General features: G+C 62.7%; 20 protein-coding genes. 8 read left to right on the top strand and 12 right to left on the bottom strand.

Features of this window, described 5'->3' with window-relative positions; translation table 11 throughout:
- The first annotated feature begins 199 nt into the window (after positions 1 to 199).
- Positions 200 to 463, top strand: a complete 264-nt coding sequence (locus LOY22_RS04205; protein WP_045196128.1) for a YebG family protein — start codon at positions 200 to 202, stop codon at positions 461 to 463.
- A gap of 7 nt (positions 464 to 470) precedes the next feature.
- Here LOY22_RS04205 and LOY22_RS04200 read toward each other — a convergent pair whose 3' ends face one another.
- Positions 471 to 1,490 carry a Glu/Leu/Phe/Val dehydrogenase dimerization domain-containing protein gene (locus tag LOY22_RS04200; protein ID WP_045196126.1) on the bottom strand — a complete coding sequence of 340 codons (1,020 nt, stop codon included), beginning with the start codon at positions 1,488 to 1,490 and terminating at the stop codon, positions 471 to 473.
- A gap of 125 nt (positions 1,491 to 1,615) precedes the next feature.
- Here LOY22_RS04200 and LOY22_RS04195 point away from each other — a divergent pair, with 125 nt between their 5' ends.
- Complete coding sequence (locus LOY22_RS04195) at positions 1,616 to 2,422, top strand: SirB1 family protein (protein WP_045196124.1); 807 nt, start codon at positions 1,616 to 1,618, stop codon at positions 2,420 to 2,422.
- Between the two features lie 28 nt (positions 2,423 to 2,450).
- Here the strand turns inward: LOY22_RS04195 and maiA are convergent, their stop codons facing one another.
- From maiA to hmgA, 3 genes are read right to left on the bottom strand one after another with little or no spacing between them, the layout of a single operon-like run.
- A complete protein-coding gene (gene maiA, locus LOY22_RS04190) occupies positions 2,451 to 3,077 on the bottom strand; it encodes a maleylacetoacetate isomerase (RefSeq protein WP_093388023.1) in 627 nt (208 codons plus the stop codon).
- 12 nt (positions 3,078 to 3,089) lie between these two features.
- The gene (gene fahA / locus LOY22_RS04185; protein ID WP_258596451.1) at positions 3,090 to 4,382 is read right to left on the bottom strand and encodes a fumarylacetoacetase; all 1,293 of its coding nucleotides are present in this window, start codon (positions 4,380 to 4,382) and stop codon (positions 3,090 to 3,092) included.
- A gap of 3 nt (positions 4,383 to 4,385) precedes the next feature.
- Complete coding sequence (gene hmgA / locus LOY22_RS04180) at positions 4,386 to 5,687, bottom strand: homogentisate 1,2-dioxygenase (protein WP_045196118.1); 1,302 nt, start codon at positions 5,685 to 5,687, stop codon at positions 4,386 to 4,388.
- Positions 5,688 to 5,860: 173 nt separating this feature from the next.
- On the opposite strand from hmgA, the gene LOY22_RS04175 reads away from it, so the two are divergent.
- Positions 5,861 to 6,640 carry an IclR family transcriptional regulator gene (locus LOY22_RS04175; protein WP_093388018.1) on the top strand — a complete coding sequence of 260 codons (780 nt, stop codon included), beginning with the start codon at positions 5,861 to 5,863 and terminating at the stop codon, positions 6,638 to 6,640.
- 10 nt (positions 6,641 to 6,650) lie between these two features.
- Here LOY22_RS04175 and LOY22_RS04170 read toward each other — a convergent pair whose 3' ends face one another.
- From LOY22_RS04170 to LOY22_RS04145, 6 genes are all read right to left on the bottom strand, one after another.
- On the bottom strand, positions 6,651 to 9,707 hold the full coding sequence (locus tag LOY22_RS04170) for a hypothetical protein (RefSeq protein WP_258596449.1): 3,057 nt from the start codon (positions 9,705 to 9,707) through the stop codon (positions 6,651 to 6,653).
- A 502-nt stretch (positions 9,708 to 10,209) separates the two neighbouring features.
- Positions 10,210 to 10,563, bottom strand: coding sequence for a hypothetical protein (locus LOY22_RS04165; RefSeq protein WP_045196112.1), 354 nt, complete (start codon positions 10,561 to 10,563; stop codon positions 10,210 to 10,212).
- Positions 10,564 to 10,638: 75 nt separating this feature from the next.
- Positions 10,639 to 11,547 (bottom strand): SDR family oxidoreductase, encoded by a 909-nt coding sequence (locus tag LOY22_RS04160; protein WP_371128689.1) that lies wholly within the window; start codon positions 11,545 to 11,547, stop codon positions 10,639 to 10,641.
- A 129-nt stretch (positions 11,548 to 11,676) separates the two neighbouring features.
- A complete protein-coding gene (locus LOY22_RS04155) occupies positions 11,677 to 12,582 on the bottom strand; it encodes an alpha/beta fold hydrolase (protein WP_093388012.1) in 906 nt (301 codons plus the stop codon).
- 186 nt (positions 12,583 to 12,768) lie between these two features.
- Positions 12,769 to 13,455, bottom strand: a complete 687-nt coding sequence (locus LOY22_RS04150) for an LrgB family protein (protein WP_093388009.1) — start codon at positions 13,453 to 13,455, stop codon at positions 12,769 to 12,771.
- Positions 13,445 to 13,831 (bottom strand): CidA/LrgA family protein, encoded by a 387-nt coding sequence (locus LOY22_RS04145; RefSeq protein ID WP_093388007.1) that lies wholly within the window; start codon positions 13,829 to 13,831, stop codon positions 13,445 to 13,447. The genes LOY22_RS04150 and LOY22_RS04145 overlap by 11 nt, the downstream gene beginning before the upstream one ends.
- 96 nt (positions 13,832 to 13,927) lie before the next feature.
- Here LOY22_RS04145 and LOY22_RS04140 point away from each other — a divergent pair, with 96 nt between their 5' ends.
- Entirely contained in the window at positions 13,928 to 14,812 is an 885-nt protein-coding gene (locus tag LOY22_RS04140; RefSeq protein ID WP_093388004.1) for a LysR family transcriptional regulator, read from the top strand.
- 3 nt (positions 14,813 to 14,815) lie between these two features.
- Here the strand turns inward: LOY22_RS04140 and LOY22_RS04135 are convergent, their stop codons facing one another.
- Positions 14,816 to 15,271, bottom strand: coding sequence for a flavodoxin (locus tag LOY22_RS04135; protein ID WP_045196103.1), 456 nt, complete (start codon positions 15,269 to 15,271; stop codon positions 14,816 to 14,818).
- Between the two features lie 142 nt (positions 15,272 to 15,413).
- Between LOY22_RS04135 and LOY22_RS04130 the strand changes: the two genes are divergently transcribed.
- Together LOY22_RS04130 and LOY22_RS04125 are read left to right on the top strand one after the other, a co-directional pair.
- Positions 15,414 to 15,875: a PAS domain-containing protein gene (locus LOY22_RS04130; RefSeq protein WP_045196101.1), complete on the top strand. Its 462-nt coding sequence runs from the start codon at positions 15,414 to 15,416 to the stop codon at positions 15,873 to 15,875.
- A 68-nt stretch (positions 15,876 to 15,943) separates the two neighbouring features.
- Positions 15,944 to 16,561 carry a hypothetical protein gene (locus LOY22_RS04125; RefSeq protein WP_258596447.1) on the top strand — a complete coding sequence of 206 codons (618 nt, stop codon included), beginning with the start codon at positions 15,944 to 15,946 and terminating at the stop codon, positions 16,559 to 16,561.
- Here the strand turns inward: LOY22_RS04125 and LOY22_RS04120 are convergent.
- Positions 16,546 to 17,496, bottom strand: a complete 951-nt coding sequence (locus LOY22_RS04120) for a MerR family transcriptional regulator (protein WP_176794344.1) — start codon at positions 17,494 to 17,496, stop codon at positions 16,546 to 16,548. The two genes, LOY22_RS04125 and LOY22_RS04120, sit on opposite strands and share 16 nt — an antisense overlap.
- Positions 17,497 to 17,734: 238 nt before the next feature.
- Between LOY22_RS04120 and LOY22_RS04115 the strand changes: the two genes are divergently transcribed.
- Together LOY22_RS04115 and folM are read left to right on the top strand one after the other, a co-directional pair.
- On the top strand, positions 17,735 to 18,304 hold the full coding sequence (locus tag LOY22_RS04115) for an antibiotic biosynthesis monooxygenase (protein WP_045196096.1): 570 nt from the start codon (positions 17,735 to 17,737) through the stop codon (positions 18,302 to 18,304).
- 55 nt (positions 18,305 to 18,359) lie between these two features.
- A complete protein-coding gene (gene folM, locus LOY22_RS04110) occupies positions 18,360 to 19,058 on the top strand; it encodes a dihydromonapterin reductase (protein WP_093387995.1) in 699 nt (232 codons plus the stop codon).
- The last annotated feature ends 10 nt before the right edge of the window (positions 19,059 to 19,068 follow it).

Here is a 19,068-nt window from a genome sequence, read left to right as displayed (position 1 = left end):
CGACTGCCGATGCGCAATTCTACACGCTGAAGCAGACCATAGAGAGCGGCAAAAGTGCCGTCCCAGGCCCTGGTGAAGAATGGGCAACAGCAGAATACTGATTTGCCACTATCTTAGTCCTGTGGATTACCCTATCATTAACACTGTACAAATAAACAGTATCGAATACATCGATTACCAAAGGCATGTGAGGTGATGAATGGCCGTCGAAGTGGTATACCGCAGCAGCCGCGACCTGGAGCGCTTGTTCATGGATAAAGCCGAAGCAGACCGTCACGACAAGATGCTGGAGCTGGCCGAGCTGCTGGCCGAGGTCCTGAAAAAAGCCGTGCCGTCGCTGAGCGAACAGCAGGTCGAGGATGCCGGTATCTATATGGCGAAAAACCGTGACGTGTTCGCCAAGGCCTTCAAGAGCCAGCCCGACGCCCTGTCCGAGCTGCTCGCCGAGGGCGCCGCCGAGTAGGCGCCGTTCAGTTGTAGATCATCTGCTCGGCGAGCATCTGCGCCACTCGCGCCGGCGAGCGTTTTTCCGCCTGGGCGTGGGCGAACACTTCGGTCAGGCGCGAGGGAATGCGCGCCAGGTGCGCGGTAATGGTGCCCAGGTCCTCGCCACGGTGCTTGAGCGCCACATAGATCAACCCGCCGGCGTTGATCACGTAATCGGGCGCATACAAAATGCCGCGGCTTTCCAGCTGGTCGGCCACCTGCAGGGTGGTCAGCTGATTGTTCGCCGCCCCCGCCACCGCCGCACAGCGCAACTGCATCACGCTCTGGCCGGTGAGTATCGGCCCTACCCCGCACGGGGCAAAAATGTCGCAGGGCGTGCTGATCAACATCTCGTTGGCCACCGGCCGGGCATTGAACTGCTCGATTGCCAGTTGCACCCGGCCCGGGTCATGGTCACTGACCAATAGCTCGGCGCCCGCGGCATGCAGCTGCTCGGCCAGGGCGTAGCCGACATTGCCCAAGCCCTGCACGGCGATGCGCAAGCCTTCGAGGTTGTCACTGCCCAGGCGCGCCATCGAGGTGGCGCGAATGCCGGCGAACACGCCCATGGCCGCATGGGGTGACGGATCACCGGCAGCGGTGGTGCTGGTGACGTGTTGGGTGGTCTGGGCGATGCAGTCCATGTCCAGGGTCGAGGTGCCGCTGTCCACGGCCGTGATGAAGCGCCCCTGCAGGGTTTCGACGAAGCGCCCGAACGCCTCGAACAAGGCCGCGCGGTTTTCCACATGGGGGTTGCGAATGATCACCGCCTTGCCGCCACCCAACGGCAACCCGGCCAGGGCGGCCTTGTAGCTCATGCCCTGGGCCAGGCGAATGGCGTCGACCATGGCGCTGTCGTCGTCCGGGTAAGCCAGGTAGCGACAGCCTCCCATGGCCGGGCCCAGGTGTTCGCTATGAATGGCGACCACTGCTTTGAGGCCGGTCGGCGGGTCGATGCACAGGTGCAGCGACTGCGTGCGAGTGCTTTGCATGAGAGCGAACATCGGCAGGCTCCTCGATGAGGTGCTGATCCCAGTATAGGTCGCGCTTTACACCCCGATGACAACACTCGGACCACTGGACGAAAGGCCGCGCCAGCGCTACAACAGAAGCTTGAGCGGAGGTTGTGATGAACCCACGTAGTGCCTGTCTGGCTTGCCTTGAACGTGACCCGGTCGCCTTGCTGGAGGCGGCGCTGTGGATCGCTGCCGAGCACGATGACAGCGTGGTGCCTGCGCGCGTCATGGCCGAGGTTCAGGCCCTGCAGCAGGAAGTCAGCACCGGGCTGCCGATGCTGCCGCTCAGCGAACTGGCCCAGCCGTTGTTACGCCGCCTCAACGCCCTGGGCTTCCAGCAGGACGAATACCACCCGCTGCGGCCCCAGGCGGCGCTGCTCGACAAAGTCATGCAACGCCGCCGCGGCCAGCCCCTGGCCTTGGCCCTGCTGAGCCTGGAACTGGCCCGCGGCCTGTCGATCCCTCTTGAGGGAGTGAACTTCCCCGGGCACTTTCTCTTGCGCGTGCCCGGTGCCGACCATCTGCTCGACCCCTGTGGCGGCCGACGCCTGTACCCGGCCGATTGCCGCGAGCTGCTTGGCCGTCAGTTCGGCCCGCAACTGGCCTTGAGCGCCGACCACCTGCTGACCGCCAGCCCGCTGCAGATGCTCCAGCGCCTGTCACGCAACCTGCGCCAGCTGCACGCCAGCCACGACGATCATCTCGAAGCCCTGAAGGACGCTGAACGGGTGTTGCAGCTAGGCCCTGGCACTGCCGCCGACTACATGGCCCGCGCCACCCTGTATCAGCACCTGGAGTGCCCCCAGGCCGAACGCTTCGACCTGGAGCACGCCTTGCTGCTCAGCGACGATCCAATCCAGCGCTTGCGCCTGACGGAACGCCTGAGCCATCTGCCACCAGCGTCGCAATCGGTGCACTGACATTCTGCTCCGGGCTGAGCAGCATGATTTATGGTGCGTCGGGCTGCCTCGACGGATGAGCCTGGGCAAACGCCGAATGCGCCTCGGCCAGGGCCGCGACCCGGCGAATGCGCGGGAAGCCACTGAGGTCGATATTGAAGCGCTCGGCGGCGTACAACTGCGGAACAAGGTAGACGTCGGCCAGCCCCGGCTCGTCGCCAAAGCAGAAGCCCTGGTCACCGATCAACTGCTCGACCGCGGCAAGGCCCTGGCTGATCCAGTGGCCGATCCACTGGTTGACCTGGGCGTCGTCATGACCCAGGCCGCGCAGCTGATTGAGCACGCTGACGTTGTGCAGGGGGTGGATGTCGCAGCCGATCAGCGCCGCCACGCCACGCACCTGGGCCCGGCGCAGCGGGTCCTGGGGCAACAGCGCGGGTTGTGGATAAACTTCTTCCAGGTACTCGATGATCGCCGGCGACTGCACCAGCAGCTCACCGGAGTCGATCTTCAGCGCCGGCACTCGCCCTTGCGGGTTGAGGGCCAGGAACTGTGCTTCGCGCTGTTCGCCCTTGAGCAGGTTGACCGGCACCTGCTGGACCTCCAGCTGCTTGAGCGCCAGGGCAATGCGCACCCGGTAGGATGAGGTCGAGCGGTAGTAACCAAAGAGTTCCATGGCCCTGCCCTCTCAGTGCGCCGGCAGGATCTTGCCGCGGCACTCGCCGAAGCCGATCGAGGCCACGCCGTCGCGCTTGCAACGGGCACGCAGGATGATTTCGTCGCCGTCCTCGAGGAACTTGCGCACCTCGCCCGAGGCCAGTTCGACCGGTTCCTTGCCGCCCTGGGTGATTTCCAGCAGGCTGCCGAACTGGCCAGGCTGGGCACCGGACAGGGTGCCGGAGCCGAACAGGTCGCCCGGCTGCAACTGGCAACCGTTGACGCTGTGGTGGGCAACCATCTGCGCCACGGTCCAGTACATGCTCAAGGTGTTGCTCAGGGTCAGGCGATGGGCTGGCAGGTTCTGCTCGCGCATGCGCTCGGTCAGCAGCAGCACTTCCAGCTCGATATCAAAAGCGCCATTGGCCTGGTCGCGTTTGTCCAGCAGGTACGACAGCGGCTGCGGATCACCTTCCGGGCGCGCCGGCTGGGCGCAGCGGAACGGCTCCAGGGCTTCGGCAGTGACTACCCACGGCGAAACGGTGGAGATGAAGCTCTTGGACAGGAACGGCCCCAGCGGCTGGTATTCCCAGGCCTGGATGTCACGCGCCGACCAGTCGTTGAGCAGGCAGAAACCGGCGATGTGCTCGGCGGCTTCGGCCACCGGAATCGAATCGCCCATGTCGTTGCCCTGGCCGATCCAGATACCCAGTTCCAGCTCGTAGTCCAGACGCGCGCACGGGCCGAAGCTTGGTTCGCTCTGGCCAGCGGGCAGGGTCTGGCCTTTTGGCCGGCGCACGTCGGTGCCCGAGGGGCGAATGGTCGAGGCGCGGCCGTGGTAACCGATCGGCACATATTTATAGTTGGGCAGCAGCGGGTTGTCGGGGCGGAACAGCTTGCCAACGTTCTTGGCGTGCTCGATGCCGACATAGAAGTCGGTGTAGTCGCCGATGCGCGCCGGCAGGTGCAACTGGCATTCGCTGGCCGCATGCAGCAGCGGCTTGAGCGCGGCCTGGTGCTCGCTGTGCTCGCCGAGCAGCTCCAGCAGGCGCTCGCGCAGGGCCACCCGGGCGCCACGACCAAGGGCGAAGAAAGCGTTCAGCGCACCACCACGGGTGGCCTCGACTGCGGCGCGGGCCTGGCCGTCGAACAGGCCGGCGGCCAGCACTGCTTCGAGGTCGAGGATGGCATCACCGATGGCCACGCCACAGCGCGGCGCCTGGTCCTTGCGGCTGAAGATGCCCAGCGGCAGGTTCTGCAGCGGGAAGTCGCCGTGGCCGTTGGCGTGTTCTACCCAACTGCGGGCAAGGGCGGACTGATTCATGGGTTATCTCCGATTCGGGGTAAAGGTGCTCGGCAACGAGGCCCAGCAACTATCGTAGTCGGCCTGCAATTGCGGGCATTCGAGCGCATGACGGCTCGGGCGCAGCACCTGGCTGGTCTCGAACATGAAGGCCATGGTGTTGTCGATCTTGTTCGGTGCCAGCTCTACGGCGATAGCCTTGCTGCAGGTCTCGGCATCCGGGCCGTGGGCGCTCATGCAGCTGTGCAGCGAGGCACCGCCGGGCAGGAAGCCTTCGGCCTTGGCGTCGTACTCGCCCTTGATCAGGCCCATGAACTCGTTCATCAGGTTGCGATGGAACCACGGTGGACGGAAGGTGTTCTCGGCCACCATCCAGCGCGGCGGGAAGATCACGAAGTCGAGGTTGGCCATGCCCGGTACGCTGGTCGGCGAGGTCAGCACGGTGAAGATCGAAGGGTCCGGGTGGTCGAAGCTGACCGTGCCGATGGTGTTGAAGCGGCGCAGGTCATATTTGTACGGCACGTTGTTGCCGTGCCAGGCGACTACGTCCAGGGGCGAATGATTGAGCTGGCAGCCCCACAGTTCGCCGAGGAACTTCTGCACCAGCTGCACCGGGGCGTCGGTTTCTTCGTAATGGGCCACCGGCGCGAGGAAATCGCGCGGGTTGGCCAGGCCATTGCTGCCAATCGGCCCCAGGTCCGGGATGCGCAGCGGCGCACCGTGGTTCTCGGCCAGATAGCCACGGGCCTTGCCGTCGAGCAGTTCGACGCGAAACTTCAGGCCACGGGGCAACACGGCGATCTCCAGCGGCTCGACTTCCAGCACGCCCAGCTCGGTGACGATGCGCAGGCGACCTTGCTCAGGCACCAGCAGCAGTTCGCCATCAGCGTTGAAGAACACCCGCTCCATGGAGCGATTGGCGCAGTAGGTATAGATGCTGATGCCGGCCGGTTTCTCGCCTGCCGAGTTGGCCGCCATGGCCACCCAGCCGTCGATGAAGTCGGTGGCCTCGCTCGGCATCGGTTGCGGGCTCCAGCGCAGGCGGTTGGGCGTCACCGGGCCCAGCGGGCCACCGGCCAGTTGACGCTGCAGGCGCTCGAAGCGCGGGTGCAGGGCCGAAGGGCGAATGCGGTACAGCCAGGTGCGGCGCTGTTCGTTGCGGGCCATGGTGAAGGCAGTGCCGGAAAACAGTTCGGCATACAGGCCATACGGGGCTTTTTGCGGCGAGTTCTGCCCGACCGGCAGCGCGCCAGGCAAGGCTTCGCTGGCGAATTCGTTGCCGAAACCGCTCTGGTAGCCAAGGACGGGGGTGTTATCGAGGTTCATCGAGCCTCCGGGCCCAGTGCAGGCCGGTCAATGGCAGTTGGCTGCGGGCCTTGAAGGAATGGCAGCGCTTCTGCGTTATTTTTATCGTAATTACATTACGCATAACGTAATTTGATTGGTGAAGACCGTCAAGCTATAAAGACGCCCATCTAACTCCCCGGATCGACTCCCCCATGGCCAAAGCCAGCTCCCCCGCCGACAGCTCCGGCAAACAGAAGGTCCGCTCGGCCGAGGTCGGCACCGACATCCTCAAGGCTCTGGCCCAGTTATCGCCGTCCACCTCGCTGTCGCGCCTGGCCGAGCACGTCGACATGCCGGCGAGCAAGGTCCACCGCTACCTGCAGGCCTTGATCGCCAGCGGCTTTGCCGAGCAGAACCCGGCCACCAACCATTACGGCCTCGGTCGCGAAGCCCTGCGCGTGGGCCTGGCCGCGCTTGGCGGGATGGATGTATTGAAAGAGGCGGCGCTGCCGCTGTCGCAACTGCGCGACGAGCTCAACGAAAGCTGCTTCATCGCCGTGTGGGGCAACCAGGGCGCCACCGTGGTCAACATCGAGCCGGCGGTGCGCGCGGTTACCGTGGTCACCCAGATCGGTTCGGTGCTGCCCTTGCTGACGTCCTCCACTGGCCTGGTGTTCGGCGCTTACCTGCCAGAACGTGAAACCATCGAGCTGCGCGAGCAAGAGCTGGCCGCATCAGGTCACAGTGCCGACGAATACCAGGCATTGTTTGCGACCATCCGCCAACGCGGCCTGCATCATGTGCATGGCCTGCTGATGCCCGGAGTCGATGCGCTTTCCGCTCCTGTGTTCAACGCCGTGGGCAAGATTGCCGCAGTGCTGACCGTGGTCGGCCCGACCTCGATTTTCCACGCGGATGAACAGGGCCCCGCTGCGCAACAACTGCTGGCCACCGCCAGGACCATCAGTTGGCGCATGGGGCATGAAGCCTGAGCCAGTCTCGTCAGGCAGGAACCGTTCGCTCCAGGTGTTTGAGGAACAAGGTGAGTTCATCGTCCAACGCCTCACCGACGCTGGAGACTGTTTCCGAACCCGCCTTGCCAAAGTCGGCGACCAGCTTTTTCAGCAGCTCGGTGGTCGGCGAGCCGGGACCCTTGGACAGCTTCGATAACGCTCTGGCGAAGCGCCCTGCCACGCCGGAAATCGACACGACCCCCACAGCCGTGACAACAAACCACTTCAAGGCTGAAGCCCGATCGCCATCCTCGTAGGCCAGCGCACCTTGCACGAACGAGCGCAGGGTCAGCACCACGTTCAGCGCCAGGGTGGCCGGTGGAAAGGGAATCGAAAGAATCGCCGCAACGCCGATGGCGACCTCGAAGAGGATGCCCCAGATTCGTTCGGCCACACTGGTGGTGTCGGCGTCCACATCGGCAATGATCCGCTCGACCATCACGTCGAATTCATGGGCAAGATCTGTCACGCGCTTATAGTCGCTGATCGCCTCGAGGACCATTGCCTGACCATCAGCTGATCGTTCAACACTGTCGATCAGGCTGCCGATGGCCGGCTGATCATCGATGCTCACGCGCAGGTAGAAATAGTCCTGCAGCGCTTCCCATTGAAGCGCCAACGCTTGCGGCGTACGGAAGATCAGGTCATCCGGCGCATCGGGGGTGTAGACAAGATCTTCGACAACACTTTGCGATACGTTCCTGAACAGGTACACACCCTCGACCCTTCGGCCCCTCAGGGCCAGCTGGAACAGACCGTTCTTGCCAGAGGTCCGCTCACCGCCAACGACCGCAGGCTCCAGATCAACCAGCTTGTCGACAGCAATGCCCAGCCACCCGCTCTGCTCGGACGTCAGGCGCCCCGCCATGCTTTCACTCAGCCAGGCGCGGCGGACCTGCAAACGCAGCAGCTCGCGGTGAAGCAGGCGACGGCGCTTGTACTGTGGCTCAACGGGGTCGAGCAGGCGCCGGCGAATCATCTGGATGTAGCGCTCACCCAGCCTGGCAGATCGAATGTAGCCATCGACAGAGGGACGATCGAGTCGCGACAGGTCCTGGCCGATGGTAGAGGTGATTCTGGCAAAGTCGGCGAAGTTGAAACTGCTGTCGTAACCTTCAATGACCGTGCGGGTGAGCGTCTTTATGCCACCGTCCTCAAGCTCCACCAGTACGGTATCAGGGTCTATATCAGACGCAGGTAGAAGCTTCTTGATCCAGTCCTGCACCTGGCGATGGGCGTATTTGGCAAAGGGCTCGATGGTGTTGAGCTGTTGGTAGGCGTCCTGGATCGCACCCAGTTGAGCATCAACATGGCTCAGTTGCTGGCGTTGAACTCGGGATGCATCGATGAACCACTGAGGCGTGGCCAATTGCTGTTGGTCAAGTAACGCCGAGACCTTCCTGAAAGCAACTTGCGACAACACCCTCGGCCAGCTCGCATCGGGCCAGCGCTCCAGTGCCACTGTTTGTCGGGACCAGGTGCCCGGCAATTTTTGCGTCTGCTTGAGAAACCGACTGAAGTTCATCCTCGCGTTGACTGGCACTTGGCCAAGCAGATAGGTTTGCCCCTGGTCGGTCAGGGCCCACCGGGCAATTTCCAGGCTGAGCTGCCCCACATTGCTGAACACCCGCAGATCCGCTTCCGGCGCGCCAGGGGCATAGAGCAGGAAACGATGATCGTCCTGCGAGCCAAAACTCAGGTAGAGCATATCCTTGAACGCCAACTGCAAGGGCTCAAGGATCACCGCACCCGCGTCGATCCCAAGCGCAGCCAGGGCGCCGGTATGGTTGCGAGCAGCTTCCAGAGCGTCGCAAGCCTCCCGGTCGAACCCTTGGTAGCGCGCGGCCAGGGCGCTCAAGGCCAACCGTGCATTGACCACGTCGCTCATCAGTTGAGGGCCAGAGCCTTCAAGGTAGGAAGACTGCAGCGCTTGCGGATAACTCTGGCGCACCTCAAGTTCATCAATCATTCGTTGAATGACATCCGGTGTCAGCCGCGCCGCCAACGTGTCATCGATGACGTGGGCCTGAAACTCACTGCCGGGGTAACCACCGGACAACACCCACTGCACCAGCGTCATCTCGCGCTCACCCTGTATCGTTTCACCCTCGACGTCCAGTGCATGCCTGACTCGAACGCGCAGTAGCCCGGCATCTGTCTCGACACCCAAGGCCTGCAACAGGTAAGCGGCGATCTGCGCAGCGGCATAGTCCTCAACGCTGGCCCTACCTTGCAGGTGTTCATCGACCCGTTGCTGGCACAAAGTAACAGCGCCTTCGCGCAACTCGAAGGCGGTACGTTGTTCACCCTCAAGAACACGTAACCATTCAGGCAATTGAGCGTGGCGGTGCTGCCTGAGCCGGGTTGCGAGACGTTGTTGCAGCAGATCGTGGGCAGGAACCCCGCGCAGGGCTTGGCGGACATCGTCTACCTGTTGTCGAAACGGACTATCGCTCAGCGATACCAGGCTCAATAGCGGCGTGTGGCCTTGCGCAAGTAGCTGTTTTATTCCGTGCGGCAACGGCTGCACCAAGGGATCCTTGGCAGCCGGTGCGCACAGGCGCAGCATCATTCTGTCGATGAATCGCCGCGCATCCCCCTGCTCTTGCAACCCCTCCTGCAGGCTGTAAAACCAGAGCTTGCTGGATGATGACGGGTCGAACGACTCGCTGATGACAAACGCCAACGGCAACATCGCCGTCTCTCCCTGAATATCGAGGGTCAGAATGCGAACGTGCTCATCGGGATCGAAAATCTGCTCCTCCAGCGCTGCCATTTCCGGCTGCTGCCAGGGATGGCGCAAAGCAAAGTAGCGCAGATCGAAAAAAAACAATTTCGACAGGTGCACAAACAGGCTCAGCGGCTTAGTACTCGGCTTGCGTGCCCTCTCCCAGAAACTGATCAGCGCCGCGTCCTGCAGCGTTGCCACCGACTCAAGCTGGCGCTGGATTTCAAAAGTGCTGCTGGTCATTTCCAGCAGCAGTGTCTCCAGAGTACTGTTGTCGTAGCTCAACGCGGGTGTGTCAAGCGAACGGGTCGATTCCATATGCTGATGTCCGTTGGTGGTTGATAGTCATAACGCGACTAATTGACTTGCCCACCTTCAGGGAAATTTCAGCGAAACCCGTCCCGGTTGCTATCTCTGGAAAGTGCCCAGGCTCCCGTTTTTTCAAACCCAATGAATTGCCCTACAGCTAACTAAAGCAACAGCCCATTTCCATATAAGAATAAGAGGACAGTGTGCACAGTTGCTTACACTCGCTTACTGACTTTCGTGAAACAGCGGGTTACTGTCTTGGGGCTGACTGTTACCTGAGTTGTAACAGTGAATGTCAGAAATACCTATTTTTCCGATTCTGACAGGCGCCTATTCTGGTTACACCAAGACGGTGCTGACGCCAAATGAAAGCGTCAGCCCATTCCATCAACCGGCGTGCACACCCCGCCTGATGGCGTCTTCTCCAGGTTCACCGACGTTGATTTTGAAGCTCCTTGATCTGCGTCTTACTTGGCCGCTGCACTGCAGCGGCCTTTTTTATGCCCGCGATTTAGTCGTCGTCGGCGTCATCAAAGTGGAATCGGTGCAACAATCGGTGAGCGATGGGCGCCAGGATCAGGCCGATGCTGGCGACGAACACCAGGCCGACATACAGGCCGTAACCTGCGAAAAACAGCTTGCCGCCAATAGACTCGGGAAGGATCACCGGCCCTACCCCGCCCAGCAGCAAGGTGGCGTTGAACACGGCATCGTGCCAGGGCACTTGCGGCTCGAAGTACAGATGGCCAACCACGCCAAACAGGATCGAGCCGATCAGCAACAGGCAGGCCGCGATCCCGTGCCACATCAGGCGATAGCCGAACTGTCGGGTAGAGATGACAGCGTCCGTTCTGGATTCGTACATCCTCTGTGCTCCTGCAACCAAGGTGGCCGTCCAGCATAGGCAACTTCAGCCGGCGACCACAACCTTGGGCCAGGTTCAGCCCTGTGGATACTTCTGCAGGTTGGCCATCATCTGTTGCAGGGCTTCGAGGCTGTCCTTGGGATGTACGGCGTTGTCAAAGCTGCCGATCTGCTGCCAGTTGGCAGCGATGTCTTCAGGCGAAAAACCCTCGCGCGGGTCGAAGCCAACACCCAGGCTACGCTCCCAGCGCACCTTGCCGACCCAGCCGCCGCCAACTTCATACAAGCCGCCGCTGTCCTGGCAGGCGTCACTGCCCAGGTACACCACCAGCGGGCTGACCAGCTCCGGCTTGAGTTGTTCGAACACCTGTGGCGGAATCAGCCCTTCGGTCATGCGCGTGCCACCCGTGGGGGCGATGGCGTTGACCAGGACGCCATGCTTGCGCCCTTCGATGGCCAGGGTGCGGGTCAGGCCATACAGGCCGAGCTTGGCCGCGCCATAGTTGGCCTGGCCGAAGTTGCCATAGATGCCCGAGGTCGAGGCGGTGAAGATCACCCGCCCCCAGTTCTGCTCGCGCAAGTGCGGCCAGGCGGCGCGGGTGACTTTGTAGGCCCCTTCGAGGTGTACCTGGTAGACCTGCTCCCAGTCGCTGTCGTCCATTTTGTGGAAGGTCTTGTCGCGCAGGATGCCGGCATTGTTGATGACGATATCGACGCGGCCGAAGCTGTCCAGGGCCTGTTCGACAATGCGCTGGCCATCGGTGACCGAGTCATGGTTGGCCACGGCCATGCCGCCCGCTTCACAAATCTGCGCCACCACCCGGTCGGCAGCCGAGGCGCTGGCGCCTTCACCGTGGGTCGAGCCGCCCAGATCGTTGACCACCACTCGCGCGCCATGGCGGGCAAACAGCAGGGCATGGGCGCGACCCAGGCCACCGCCAGCGCCGGTGACAATCACCACTTTATCGTCCAAGCGAATCGTCATGCTCAGTTCTCCAGCAGAACAAGGGAGGGATGCCCGAGTGTCGACCAGCCGCGGCTGGCACACAATCAAGCGGGCAGGCGCTGAATGGCAGGCGATAAGGCCAGGCGATGATTGCGCACGCCGGGTCGCTCAGGACCAGGCGACTTTCTGCGGCACACTCACCAAGGGTTGTTCACGAAACGCCAGGTAATGGCGCAGCACCTGTACCGGTGCTTCGGTATGGGGGTAATGACCGATGCCCTGGAGCATCACCGTATCGGCATTGGGCACCAGCTCCTGATAACGCTCGAGCATATGCGCTCCGGACACCGGATCGACCGCGCCGTTGATCAGCCGCAGCGGCACCCCTTCGGCCTGCATCGCGCCAACCCAGCGCTCGCGGTGGGCGACCCGCTCGGGCAGGTAGGCAATGAGCTTGTGCAGGATGCGCGTGCCACGGTTGGAAGCAATCAGGCTCCAGTAATCGTCCAGCGCACTCTCGCTGGGATGGGTGCAGGGGCCGTAGATCTGGGTAACGTGGCGCACCAGGTCATCACGCCCGAACGAGCGCCCGACCAGCCAGCCCAGGCGGCTGAGCAGCAGTTTCTGGATCATCAGCGGCCGATGACGCTCGGGGAACAGACCGCCATTGAGGAACACGCAACTGGCGATCTGCACCCGGCCCTCATGGTGGCGGGCGAGCAACTCCTGAGCGACGCTGCCGCCATAGTCATGGCCGAGCACATGCACCGGCTGCTCGACCTGCAGATGCGCCAGCAGCGCCTGTTGCAGGTCGGCCTGTTCCAGCAGGCTGTAGTCATGATGCAGCGGTTTGGCCGAATCGCCAAAGCCGAGCATGTCACAGGCAATCACCCGGAAACGCTGGGCCAACGGCGCCCACAGGTAGTGCCAGTCCCAACTGGCGGTGGGAAAGCCATGAATGAGCAGTAGCGGTTCGCCCTGCCCTGCGCTCCAGTAACGAATGGTCTGGCCACGGAACGAGAAATTCAGGCCCCGGGTCCGCCAGACGCACAATGGAATCTCGGCCAAAGGCATCACAGTGGTCCCGGTAAGTGACAGATAGTCGTGTTGGGCAAGGCATCGGCTGCGATCATTGCAATCACCTCGGCACATACGTGTGCTCTATTGATCGTCAGTCTAGTCAGGCAGGCCCTGGCCGAGAGTTGCGTTGGCAGCCAGCTTATTGACCTTGGGAGTCAGGGCGCAAAATAGCGAGGTGAATCACAGCAGCAAGGTCAGCAACGGCGCGGCAAACAGATTGAGCAGGCCGGTGAGAACCATCACCAGGCCGGCCACCGAACCCTCTTCACCGCCCACTTCATGTGCGCGGCTGACGCCCGCTCCATGGGCGCCGACGCCGAACAGCGCGCCACGGGCCAACGGCGTGCGCAGCGGCAGGTACTTGAGCAGCACGCCACCAAACATCGCCCCGAGCACTCCGGTGAACATCACGAACACCGCGGTCAGCTCCGGCACGCCGCCCAGGTCTTTGGCCAGCGGCATGGCAAAGGGCGTGGTGATCGAGCGCGGCACCAGCGACAGGCTCACCGAGCTGTCCAGTGCCAACAGCTGCGCCAGGCCCCAGGAACTGCCAATCGAGGCCGCACTGCCGACCAGCATGCCGAGGGTCAGGGCCGGCCAGTGGCGGGCGAGCAAGGCGCGCTGTTGCCAGATCGGTACGGCAAAGGCCACCGTGACCGGGCCCAGCACCGACATCAGCCAGTGAGTGTTGCGCGCGTACTCGGCATAGGCGGTGTGCAGCGGCACGGCGATCGCCAGCAGCACGGCCGGCACCAGGATCAACGGTGACAGCAGGTAACGCCCGGTGCGCCGGTACAACCAGCGGCTGCCAAGATAGGCCAGCAGGGTCAGGGCCAGCCAGAACAGCGGCATCGGCTCAAGCGTCATGGCGCAACCTCCAGCGGCAGATCCACTCCACCGTCACCGCCGTCACCACCATCACCAACAGGGTACTCACGCCGATCACCAGCAAAATCCGCCAGCCCTCATCGCGCAGCAGGCTGCCGTAATCAAGCAGGCTCATCAGCGCCGGAATAAAGAACAGCAGCATCTCGGCCATCAACAACCCGGCACCGAGCTGCAACATGGCCGGCTTGAGCACACCCAAAGCAAACAGCAGCAGCAACAGCGCAAGGCCCATGACCCCGCCGGGAATCGGCCAGGCCAACCAGGCGGCCAGCAGGCCACCGACCTTATAAAGAGCAAGCAACACCGCAAGCTCGGCGAGCAGGCGGACAAATCGGTTTAACGCAGGGGGTTTCATCGCGGGGGTCCTCTCAGGCCTGTATTTTAAAAGCCTGCTCACCACGCCAAAAGCGAATTGTTAGACTGCTAGCTATTCCAGATTGGAATTCAGGCTATGGAATTCAAACAGCTACGCAGTTTTCTTGAAGTGGTGCACCGTGGCGGCTTTACCCAGGCCGGGCAAACCCTGCACATCAGCCAGTCGGCGGTGAGCAAGCAGGTTGCGCAACTGGAGCAGGACCTGGGCGTGCCGCTGCTGGAGCGCCAGGGCTCGCAGTTGCACCTGACCGCTGCCGGCAAGATCGTGCTTGAACGCGGCGAGGCCATGCTGCGCCTGCGCCAGGAACTGCTCAGCGAGCTCGATGACCTGAGCCAGCTGGCCCGCGGCGAACTGCGCCTGGGCTTGCCACTGCTGGGCAGTGATGCGCTGTTCGCACGGTTGTTCGCCGAATACCGGCGGCGCTACCCGAACATCAGCATTCAACTGTTCGAAGGCGGCAGTCGCAGCGTCGAGCAGGCCGTACTGAGCGGGGAACTGGAACTGGGCGGCAGCCTCACCCCCAGCGACCCGGCCTTTGCCTTCCAGCCATTTTGCAACGAGCCCCTCGATGCGCTGCTGCCCACCGAGCACCCTTTAGCCGCTGCCGGCCAGGTCAGCCTGGCGCAACTGGCCGACACGCCGTTCCTGCTTTATCAGCGCAGCTTCGTGCTCAATGACCGATTGCTCGGCGCTTGCCAGCAGTTGGGCTTCACCCCCAGGGAGGGTGGCCGTAGCGGCCAGGCCGACTTTCTCGCCGCGCTGGTGGCGGCCGGCCAGGGGGTGGTGCTGTTGCCCAGTGTGGTGGCCCGCGGCCTGGAACGACCGGGGGTAGTGCGCCTGGCACTGAGCGCGCCGACCGACCTGCGCTGGGACATCGCCTTCATCTGGCGCCAGGGCGCCTACCTGTCGCGCGCCGCCCAGGCCTGGCTGCAGCTGCTGCGCGAGCAGCCACAGTCGTAATGATCAGCCGCGCAGCTTGTTGGCCAGCTCGGCAAGCCACGGCTCGGCGTCGGTTTCCGGGGTAACGGTTTCGCTGGCATCCAGGCGCAGCATCGGCTGAACCTCTACCAGGCCCATCTCGGCGAACAGCTCGCGCAGTTGCTCGCCGCCACCGCAGAAGGTATCGCCATAGCTGGAATCGCCCAGGCCGATCACCGCGCCCTTGAGGCCGCGCCACTCGGCCGGCAGCGCATCGCGAATGGTACTGAACAGCGGCATGAGGTTGTCCGGCAGCTCGCCCATGCCGGTGGTCGAGGTCACGGCCAAAAATGCCTGCGGGGCAAAGCCCTGGATGTCCTGCAGGGTAGCCCGGTGGGCGTGCCAGGCCTCGAAACCCGCTTGTTTGAGCAACTTCTCGGCATGCCGAGCGACTTCTTCGGCGGTGCCATAGACCGAACCGGAAAGGATCACGACTTTCATAGAGGTTTCCGAAACTGAGTAAAAACGTAGGATACTAGCATCAGGCACTGGCAAAAGGCCTTAATCTGCCGCTGTACAGCGACGGCCAATCCACTAGAATCAGCCAGCATGCCCGATCTACAGCCCTTGCGGACCTAACAAGATGATCAATGCCACACTGCTGCAGCGCATGATTGACGCCTCTAACGACGGGATCGTGGTGGCCGAACAGGAAGGCGACGACGACACCATCCTGATCTACGTCAACCCGGCCTTCGAGCGCCTGACCGGCTATGACGCCAACGACATCCTCTATCGCGACTGCCGCTTCCTGCAGAACGACGATCGCGACCAGGGCGCCCGGGTATTGATCCGCCAGGCGATCAAGGATGGCCTGCCAAGCCGGGAAATCCTGCGCAACTACCGCAAGGACGGCAGCGCGTTCTGGAATGAACTGTCCATTACCCCGGTGCTCAATGAGGCTGACAAGCGCAAGTATTTCATCGGCATCCAGAAGGATGTCAGCCGCCAGGTCGAAGCCGAACAGCGGGTAGTCGAGCTTGAGCGCCAACTGGCCGACGCCCGCGCGCGCATCGCGGCGCTGGAAGCCGACCAACGGTCTTAACAAACACGCCGTTTGGTTGTCCATGACGGTGAAGAAACGCATTCACGATTGTCACTTCGAGTTCGACCATGCAAGCAGATGCCCTTCTGACCCAGGATGAGCTGGACTTCATCCGCTCCATGCAGCACGCGGCCCAGCCCATCCCGGCTGAACCGGCGTCGCGCCTGATGGTCAATGGCGGCAGCGCAATCAAAAACCTGCTGACCCGACTGATCGCCGACGAGCAGGTAACCCTGCAGGCCCAGTTCAATAACCAGCAGATGACCTTTCCGCTGCAGTTGGTTGAAGACGAGTTCCATGCCCTGCACCTGCAACTGGGTGCACCGAACATCTATGAAGAAGGCGGCGTGGTTCGCCCCTGGCGCCTGACCCTGGAGCAACCGGTGGCACTGGAAGACGAGCTGGGCCTGAGTACCGGCTTGTGGGTGCGGGAAATCTCGTTCAAGGGTGTGTTGCTGGAAGTGCGCGAGCTGCCCGAACCACCAAAACACTTCGACCTCTGGTTCAGCCCCGACGGCGATGCCCCGATTGCCTTGCACGGCACCCTGCAGCGGCGCACCGGCGAACGCCTGGCCGCCTATAACCTGGGCCAGAGCTTGCCGGCTGAAATCGAGCGGCTACGCGAATACATTCTCCAGGCACACCGCCGCGCCCATCCGGAGCTGCACCCTCAAGAATCCAGGTGACCGGCCAGGTACTGCTGCAGCCGCCGGCGCATCAAGCGTCCTTCGCTGCCCAAACACGCGACTTGCGAGCCGATCAGGCTGTCCTGAGCCAGGTCCGCCGCCTCTCCCGCCAGCAACAACGGACACTCCAGTGCCAGCGCCAGGCGCGCCAGGCGCTTGGGTAAATCACTGGCCGGCGGATGATTGGAAAACAGCACCAGAGCATGCGGGGTCATGCGCTCGCAGACCAGGCCAAGCTCTTCCAGCGGCTGACCGAGGCCGAGCACGCTGATGGCGATTTCGCTGGTGCCGAGCAACAGCGCCGCCACTAGCAACTCAAGTTCCCGGCACTGGCCGGGGATCGCCGCCAGCAGCACGCGCACTTCCTGCTGCTCACGCGCCAGCTGCAAACGTTGCAACACCCGCCCGCGCAGGAAGCTGTCGAGAAACAGCCATTCACTGGCCTGGCCGAAAGCTTCGTGGGTACTGCGCAGCTCCTGCCAGACCGGCATAAGGATGTCCTGGAACACCACCAGCTGTGGATAACTGCTGAACACCTGGCCGTACACCCGCTCCAGGCGGCGCTCGTCGAATGCCCTCACGGCCTGGCGCAGCTGGGTTTGCCATTGGTTGAAATCGGCCTGGGATTCGTCGCTACGCGGTGACTGGCTTTCGCTCTTCAGATTCTGGCTTTTGGCCAAAATGCGCCCGACCTTGCTGACGGCAACCCCGCGCTCGATCCAGCCGAGGATGCTACGTACCTCGTCGATGTCCGCTTGCGAGTACAAACGGTGCCCACTTTCGGTGCGCGTGGGCTGAATCAGCCCATAACGGCGCTCCCAGGCACGCAGGGTGACCGGATTGATACCGGTCAGGCGGGATACTTCGCGAATCGGGAACAGTTCTTCGTGGTCAAACTCACGGGAATTCAATGAAGGCTGGTCTGGTTCGATCATTGCCGGGAAACCGCGGGTTTATGGGCCAATTGTCATTCTACTCCGCCAATCACCAGCACCACCATTGGCATTTCTAACAGGTGGGCGAGTACCAGCACTGACGAGTCAGCTTATTTAAGGAATAATCCGCGCCCGATTCTTGCATCGATTCTTGCACAGAAGCGAATACCGCCCAGCACCCCGGGCGGCGTTCAAGGGGCAGGCCTACCCGCCACGCCCAGTTGCCAGGAGATATACCATGTCTACCCCACCCGTAACCCTGATGGTTACCCGCCGCGTCGCCGATGGTCGCTACCAGGACCTGATGGCCTGGCTGCACGAAGGCGAACAGCTGGCCACCGACTTTCCCGGCTACCTGGGCTCGGGCGTGCTCGCGCCGCCGCCGCAAGGCGACGAATTCCAGATTATCTTCCGCTTTGCCAACGAGCAGACCATGCATGCCTGGGAGCATTCGGCCTCGCGCAAGGCCTGGCTGGCCCGTGGCAATGGCCTGTTCGCCGAGCCATCGGAACAGCGGGTCAGCGGCCTGGAAGGCTGGTTCGGCAATAACCCGGTGCAGCGCCCGCCGCGCTGGAAGCAGGCGGTGGCGATCTGGCTGGCGTTCTTTCCGGTGTCACTGCTGTTCAACCTGATCTTCGGCCACTGGCTGGGCGCGCTGGAGCTGGTGCCGCGCATCCTTCTCAGTACCCTGGGGCTGACGCCGTTGATGGTGTATTTCTTTATTCCATTGTCGACCCGCCTGCTGGCCAACTGGCTGAACGCTAGCCCCGCCCGCCCGGGGCCGCAGGGCGCGCGCAATCCCGCTTAGTTCGGGTATGCTGGGGGTTATCCAAGCGAACCAGTAAAAGTTGACCGCCCCCACCATGAACAGCCCAATTCTTGTCACCGGAGCCAGCCAGCGAGTCGGGCTGGCGCTGGCCCTGAACCTGGCGCAGGCCGGCCATACCGTGGTCAGCGCCAGCCGCAGCAAAAGCCCCGAGGCCGCGCACCCGAACATCATCCAGTTCCAGGCCGACCTGTGCCAGGAAGCCGACCGCCTGGCCCTGATCGAGCACCTGCAAAGCAATTACGACGGCTTGCGGGCGATCGTGCACAACGCCTCGTTGTGGCTCGACGATGACCTGGCCAACCTCAACACCATGTTCAAGCTGCACGTCGAGGCGCCCTACCACCTGAACCTGGCCCTCGGCGCGCAACTGGCCAAAGTCGACAAAGCCGACATCATCCATATCTGCGACGAGACCTCCTCGCGCGGCAGCGGCAGCCATATCGGCTATGCCGCCACCAAGGCCGCGCTGCAGAACATGGTGCTGTCGTTCGCTGCCAAGTACGCGCCGAGCATTCGCGTCAACGCGATCCTCCCGGGCTTGCTGATCCTCAAGGAAAACAGCGACGAGGCCTACCGCCAGCAGACCCTGAGAAAGGCCCTGCTGGAATTCGAGCCCGGCGCCCAGCCGCTGATCGATGCCGTGCGTTTTCTGCTCGACAGCCAGTACAGCACCGGCAGCAACCTGGTCATCAACGGTGGCCGCCACCTGAAAAACCGCATCGCGGTAGACTGAACTACCGCTG

Source organism: Pseudomonas sp. B21-035 (assembly GCF_024748945.1).
GTDB lineage: Bacteria > Pseudomonadota > Gammaproteobacteria > Pseudomonadales > Pseudomonadaceae > Aquipseudomonas.
Note: the sequence above shows the minus strand (reverse complement) of the source record. Positions and strands in the feature narration are given on the sequence as shown.

Bases quoted from the DNA above. Each gene is read 5' to 3' on its own strand.
- LOY22_RS04205 (WP_045196128.1), top strand. From the start codon at position 200: ATGGCCGTCGAAGTGGTATACCGCAGCAGCCGCGACCTGGAGCGCTTG.
- LOY22_RS04200 (WP_045196126.1), bottom strand. From the start codon at position 1,490: ATGTTCGCTCTCATGCAAAGCACTCGCACGCAGTCGCTGCACCTGTGC.
- LOY22_RS04195 (WP_045196124.1), top strand. From the start codon at position 1,616: ATGAACCCACGTAGTGCCTGTCTGGCTTGCCTTGAACGTGACCCGGTC.
- maiA (WP_093388023.1), bottom strand. From the start codon at position 3,077: ATGGAACTCTTTGGTTACTACCGCTCGACCTCATCCTACCGGGTGCGC.
- fahA (WP_258596451.1), bottom strand. From the start codon at position 4,382: ATGAATCAGTCCGCCCTTGCCCGCAGTTGGGTAGAACACGCCAACGGC.
- hmgA (WP_045196118.1), bottom strand. From the start codon at position 5,687: ATGAACCTCGATAACACCCCCGTCCTTGGCTACCAGAGCGGTTTCGGC.
- LOY22_RS04175 (WP_093388018.1), top strand. From the start codon at position 5,861: ATGGCCAAAGCCAGCTCCCCCGCCGACAGCTCCGGCAAACAGAAGGTC.
- LOY22_RS04170 (WP_258596449.1), bottom strand. From the start codon at position 9,707: ATGGAATCGACCCGTTCGCTTGACACACCCGCGTTGAGCTACGACAAC.
- LOY22_RS04165 (WP_045196112.1), bottom strand. From the start codon at position 10,563: ATGTACGAATCCAGAACGGACGCTGTCATCTCTACCCGACAGTTCGGC.
- LOY22_RS04160 (WP_371128689.1), bottom strand. From the start codon at position 11,547: ATGACGATTCGCTTGGACGATAAAGTGGTGATTGTCACCGGCGCTGGC.
- LOY22_RS04155 (WP_093388012.1), bottom strand. From the start codon at position 12,582: ATGCCTTTGGCCGAGATTCCATTGTGCGTCTGGCGGACCCGGGGCCTG.
- LOY22_RS04150 (WP_093388009.1), bottom strand. From the start codon at position 13,455: ATGACGCTTGAGCCGATGCCGCTGTTCTGGCTGGCCCTGACCCTGCTG.
- LOY22_RS04145 (WP_093388007.1), bottom strand. From the start codon at position 13,831: ATGAAACCCCCTGCGTTAAACCGATTTGTCCGCCTGCTCGCCGAGCTT.
- LOY22_RS04140 (WP_093388004.1), top strand. From the start codon at position 13,928: ATGGAATTCAAACAGCTACGCAGTTTTCTTGAAGTGGTGCACCGTGGC.
- LOY22_RS04135 (WP_045196103.1), bottom strand. From the start codon at position 15,271: ATGAAAGTCGTGATCCTTTCCGGTTCGGTCTATGGCACCGCCGAAGAA.
- LOY22_RS04130 (WP_045196101.1), top strand. From the start codon at position 15,414: ATGATCAATGCCACACTGCTGCAGCGCATGATTGACGCCTCTAACGAC.
- LOY22_RS04125 (WP_258596447.1), top strand. From the start codon at position 15,944: ATGCAAGCAGATGCCCTTCTGACCCAGGATGAGCTGGACTTCATCCGC.
- LOY22_RS04120 (WP_176794344.1), bottom strand. From the start codon at position 17,496: ATGATCGAACCAGACCAGCCTTCATTGAATTCCCGTGAGTTTGACCAC.
- LOY22_RS04115 (WP_045196096.1), top strand. From the start codon at position 17,735: ATGTCTACCCCACCCGTAACCCTGATGGTTACCCGCCGCGTCGCCGAT.
- folM (WP_093387995.1), top strand. From the start codon at position 18,360: ATGAACAGCCCAATTCTTGTCACCGGAGCCAGCCAGCGAGTCGGGCTG.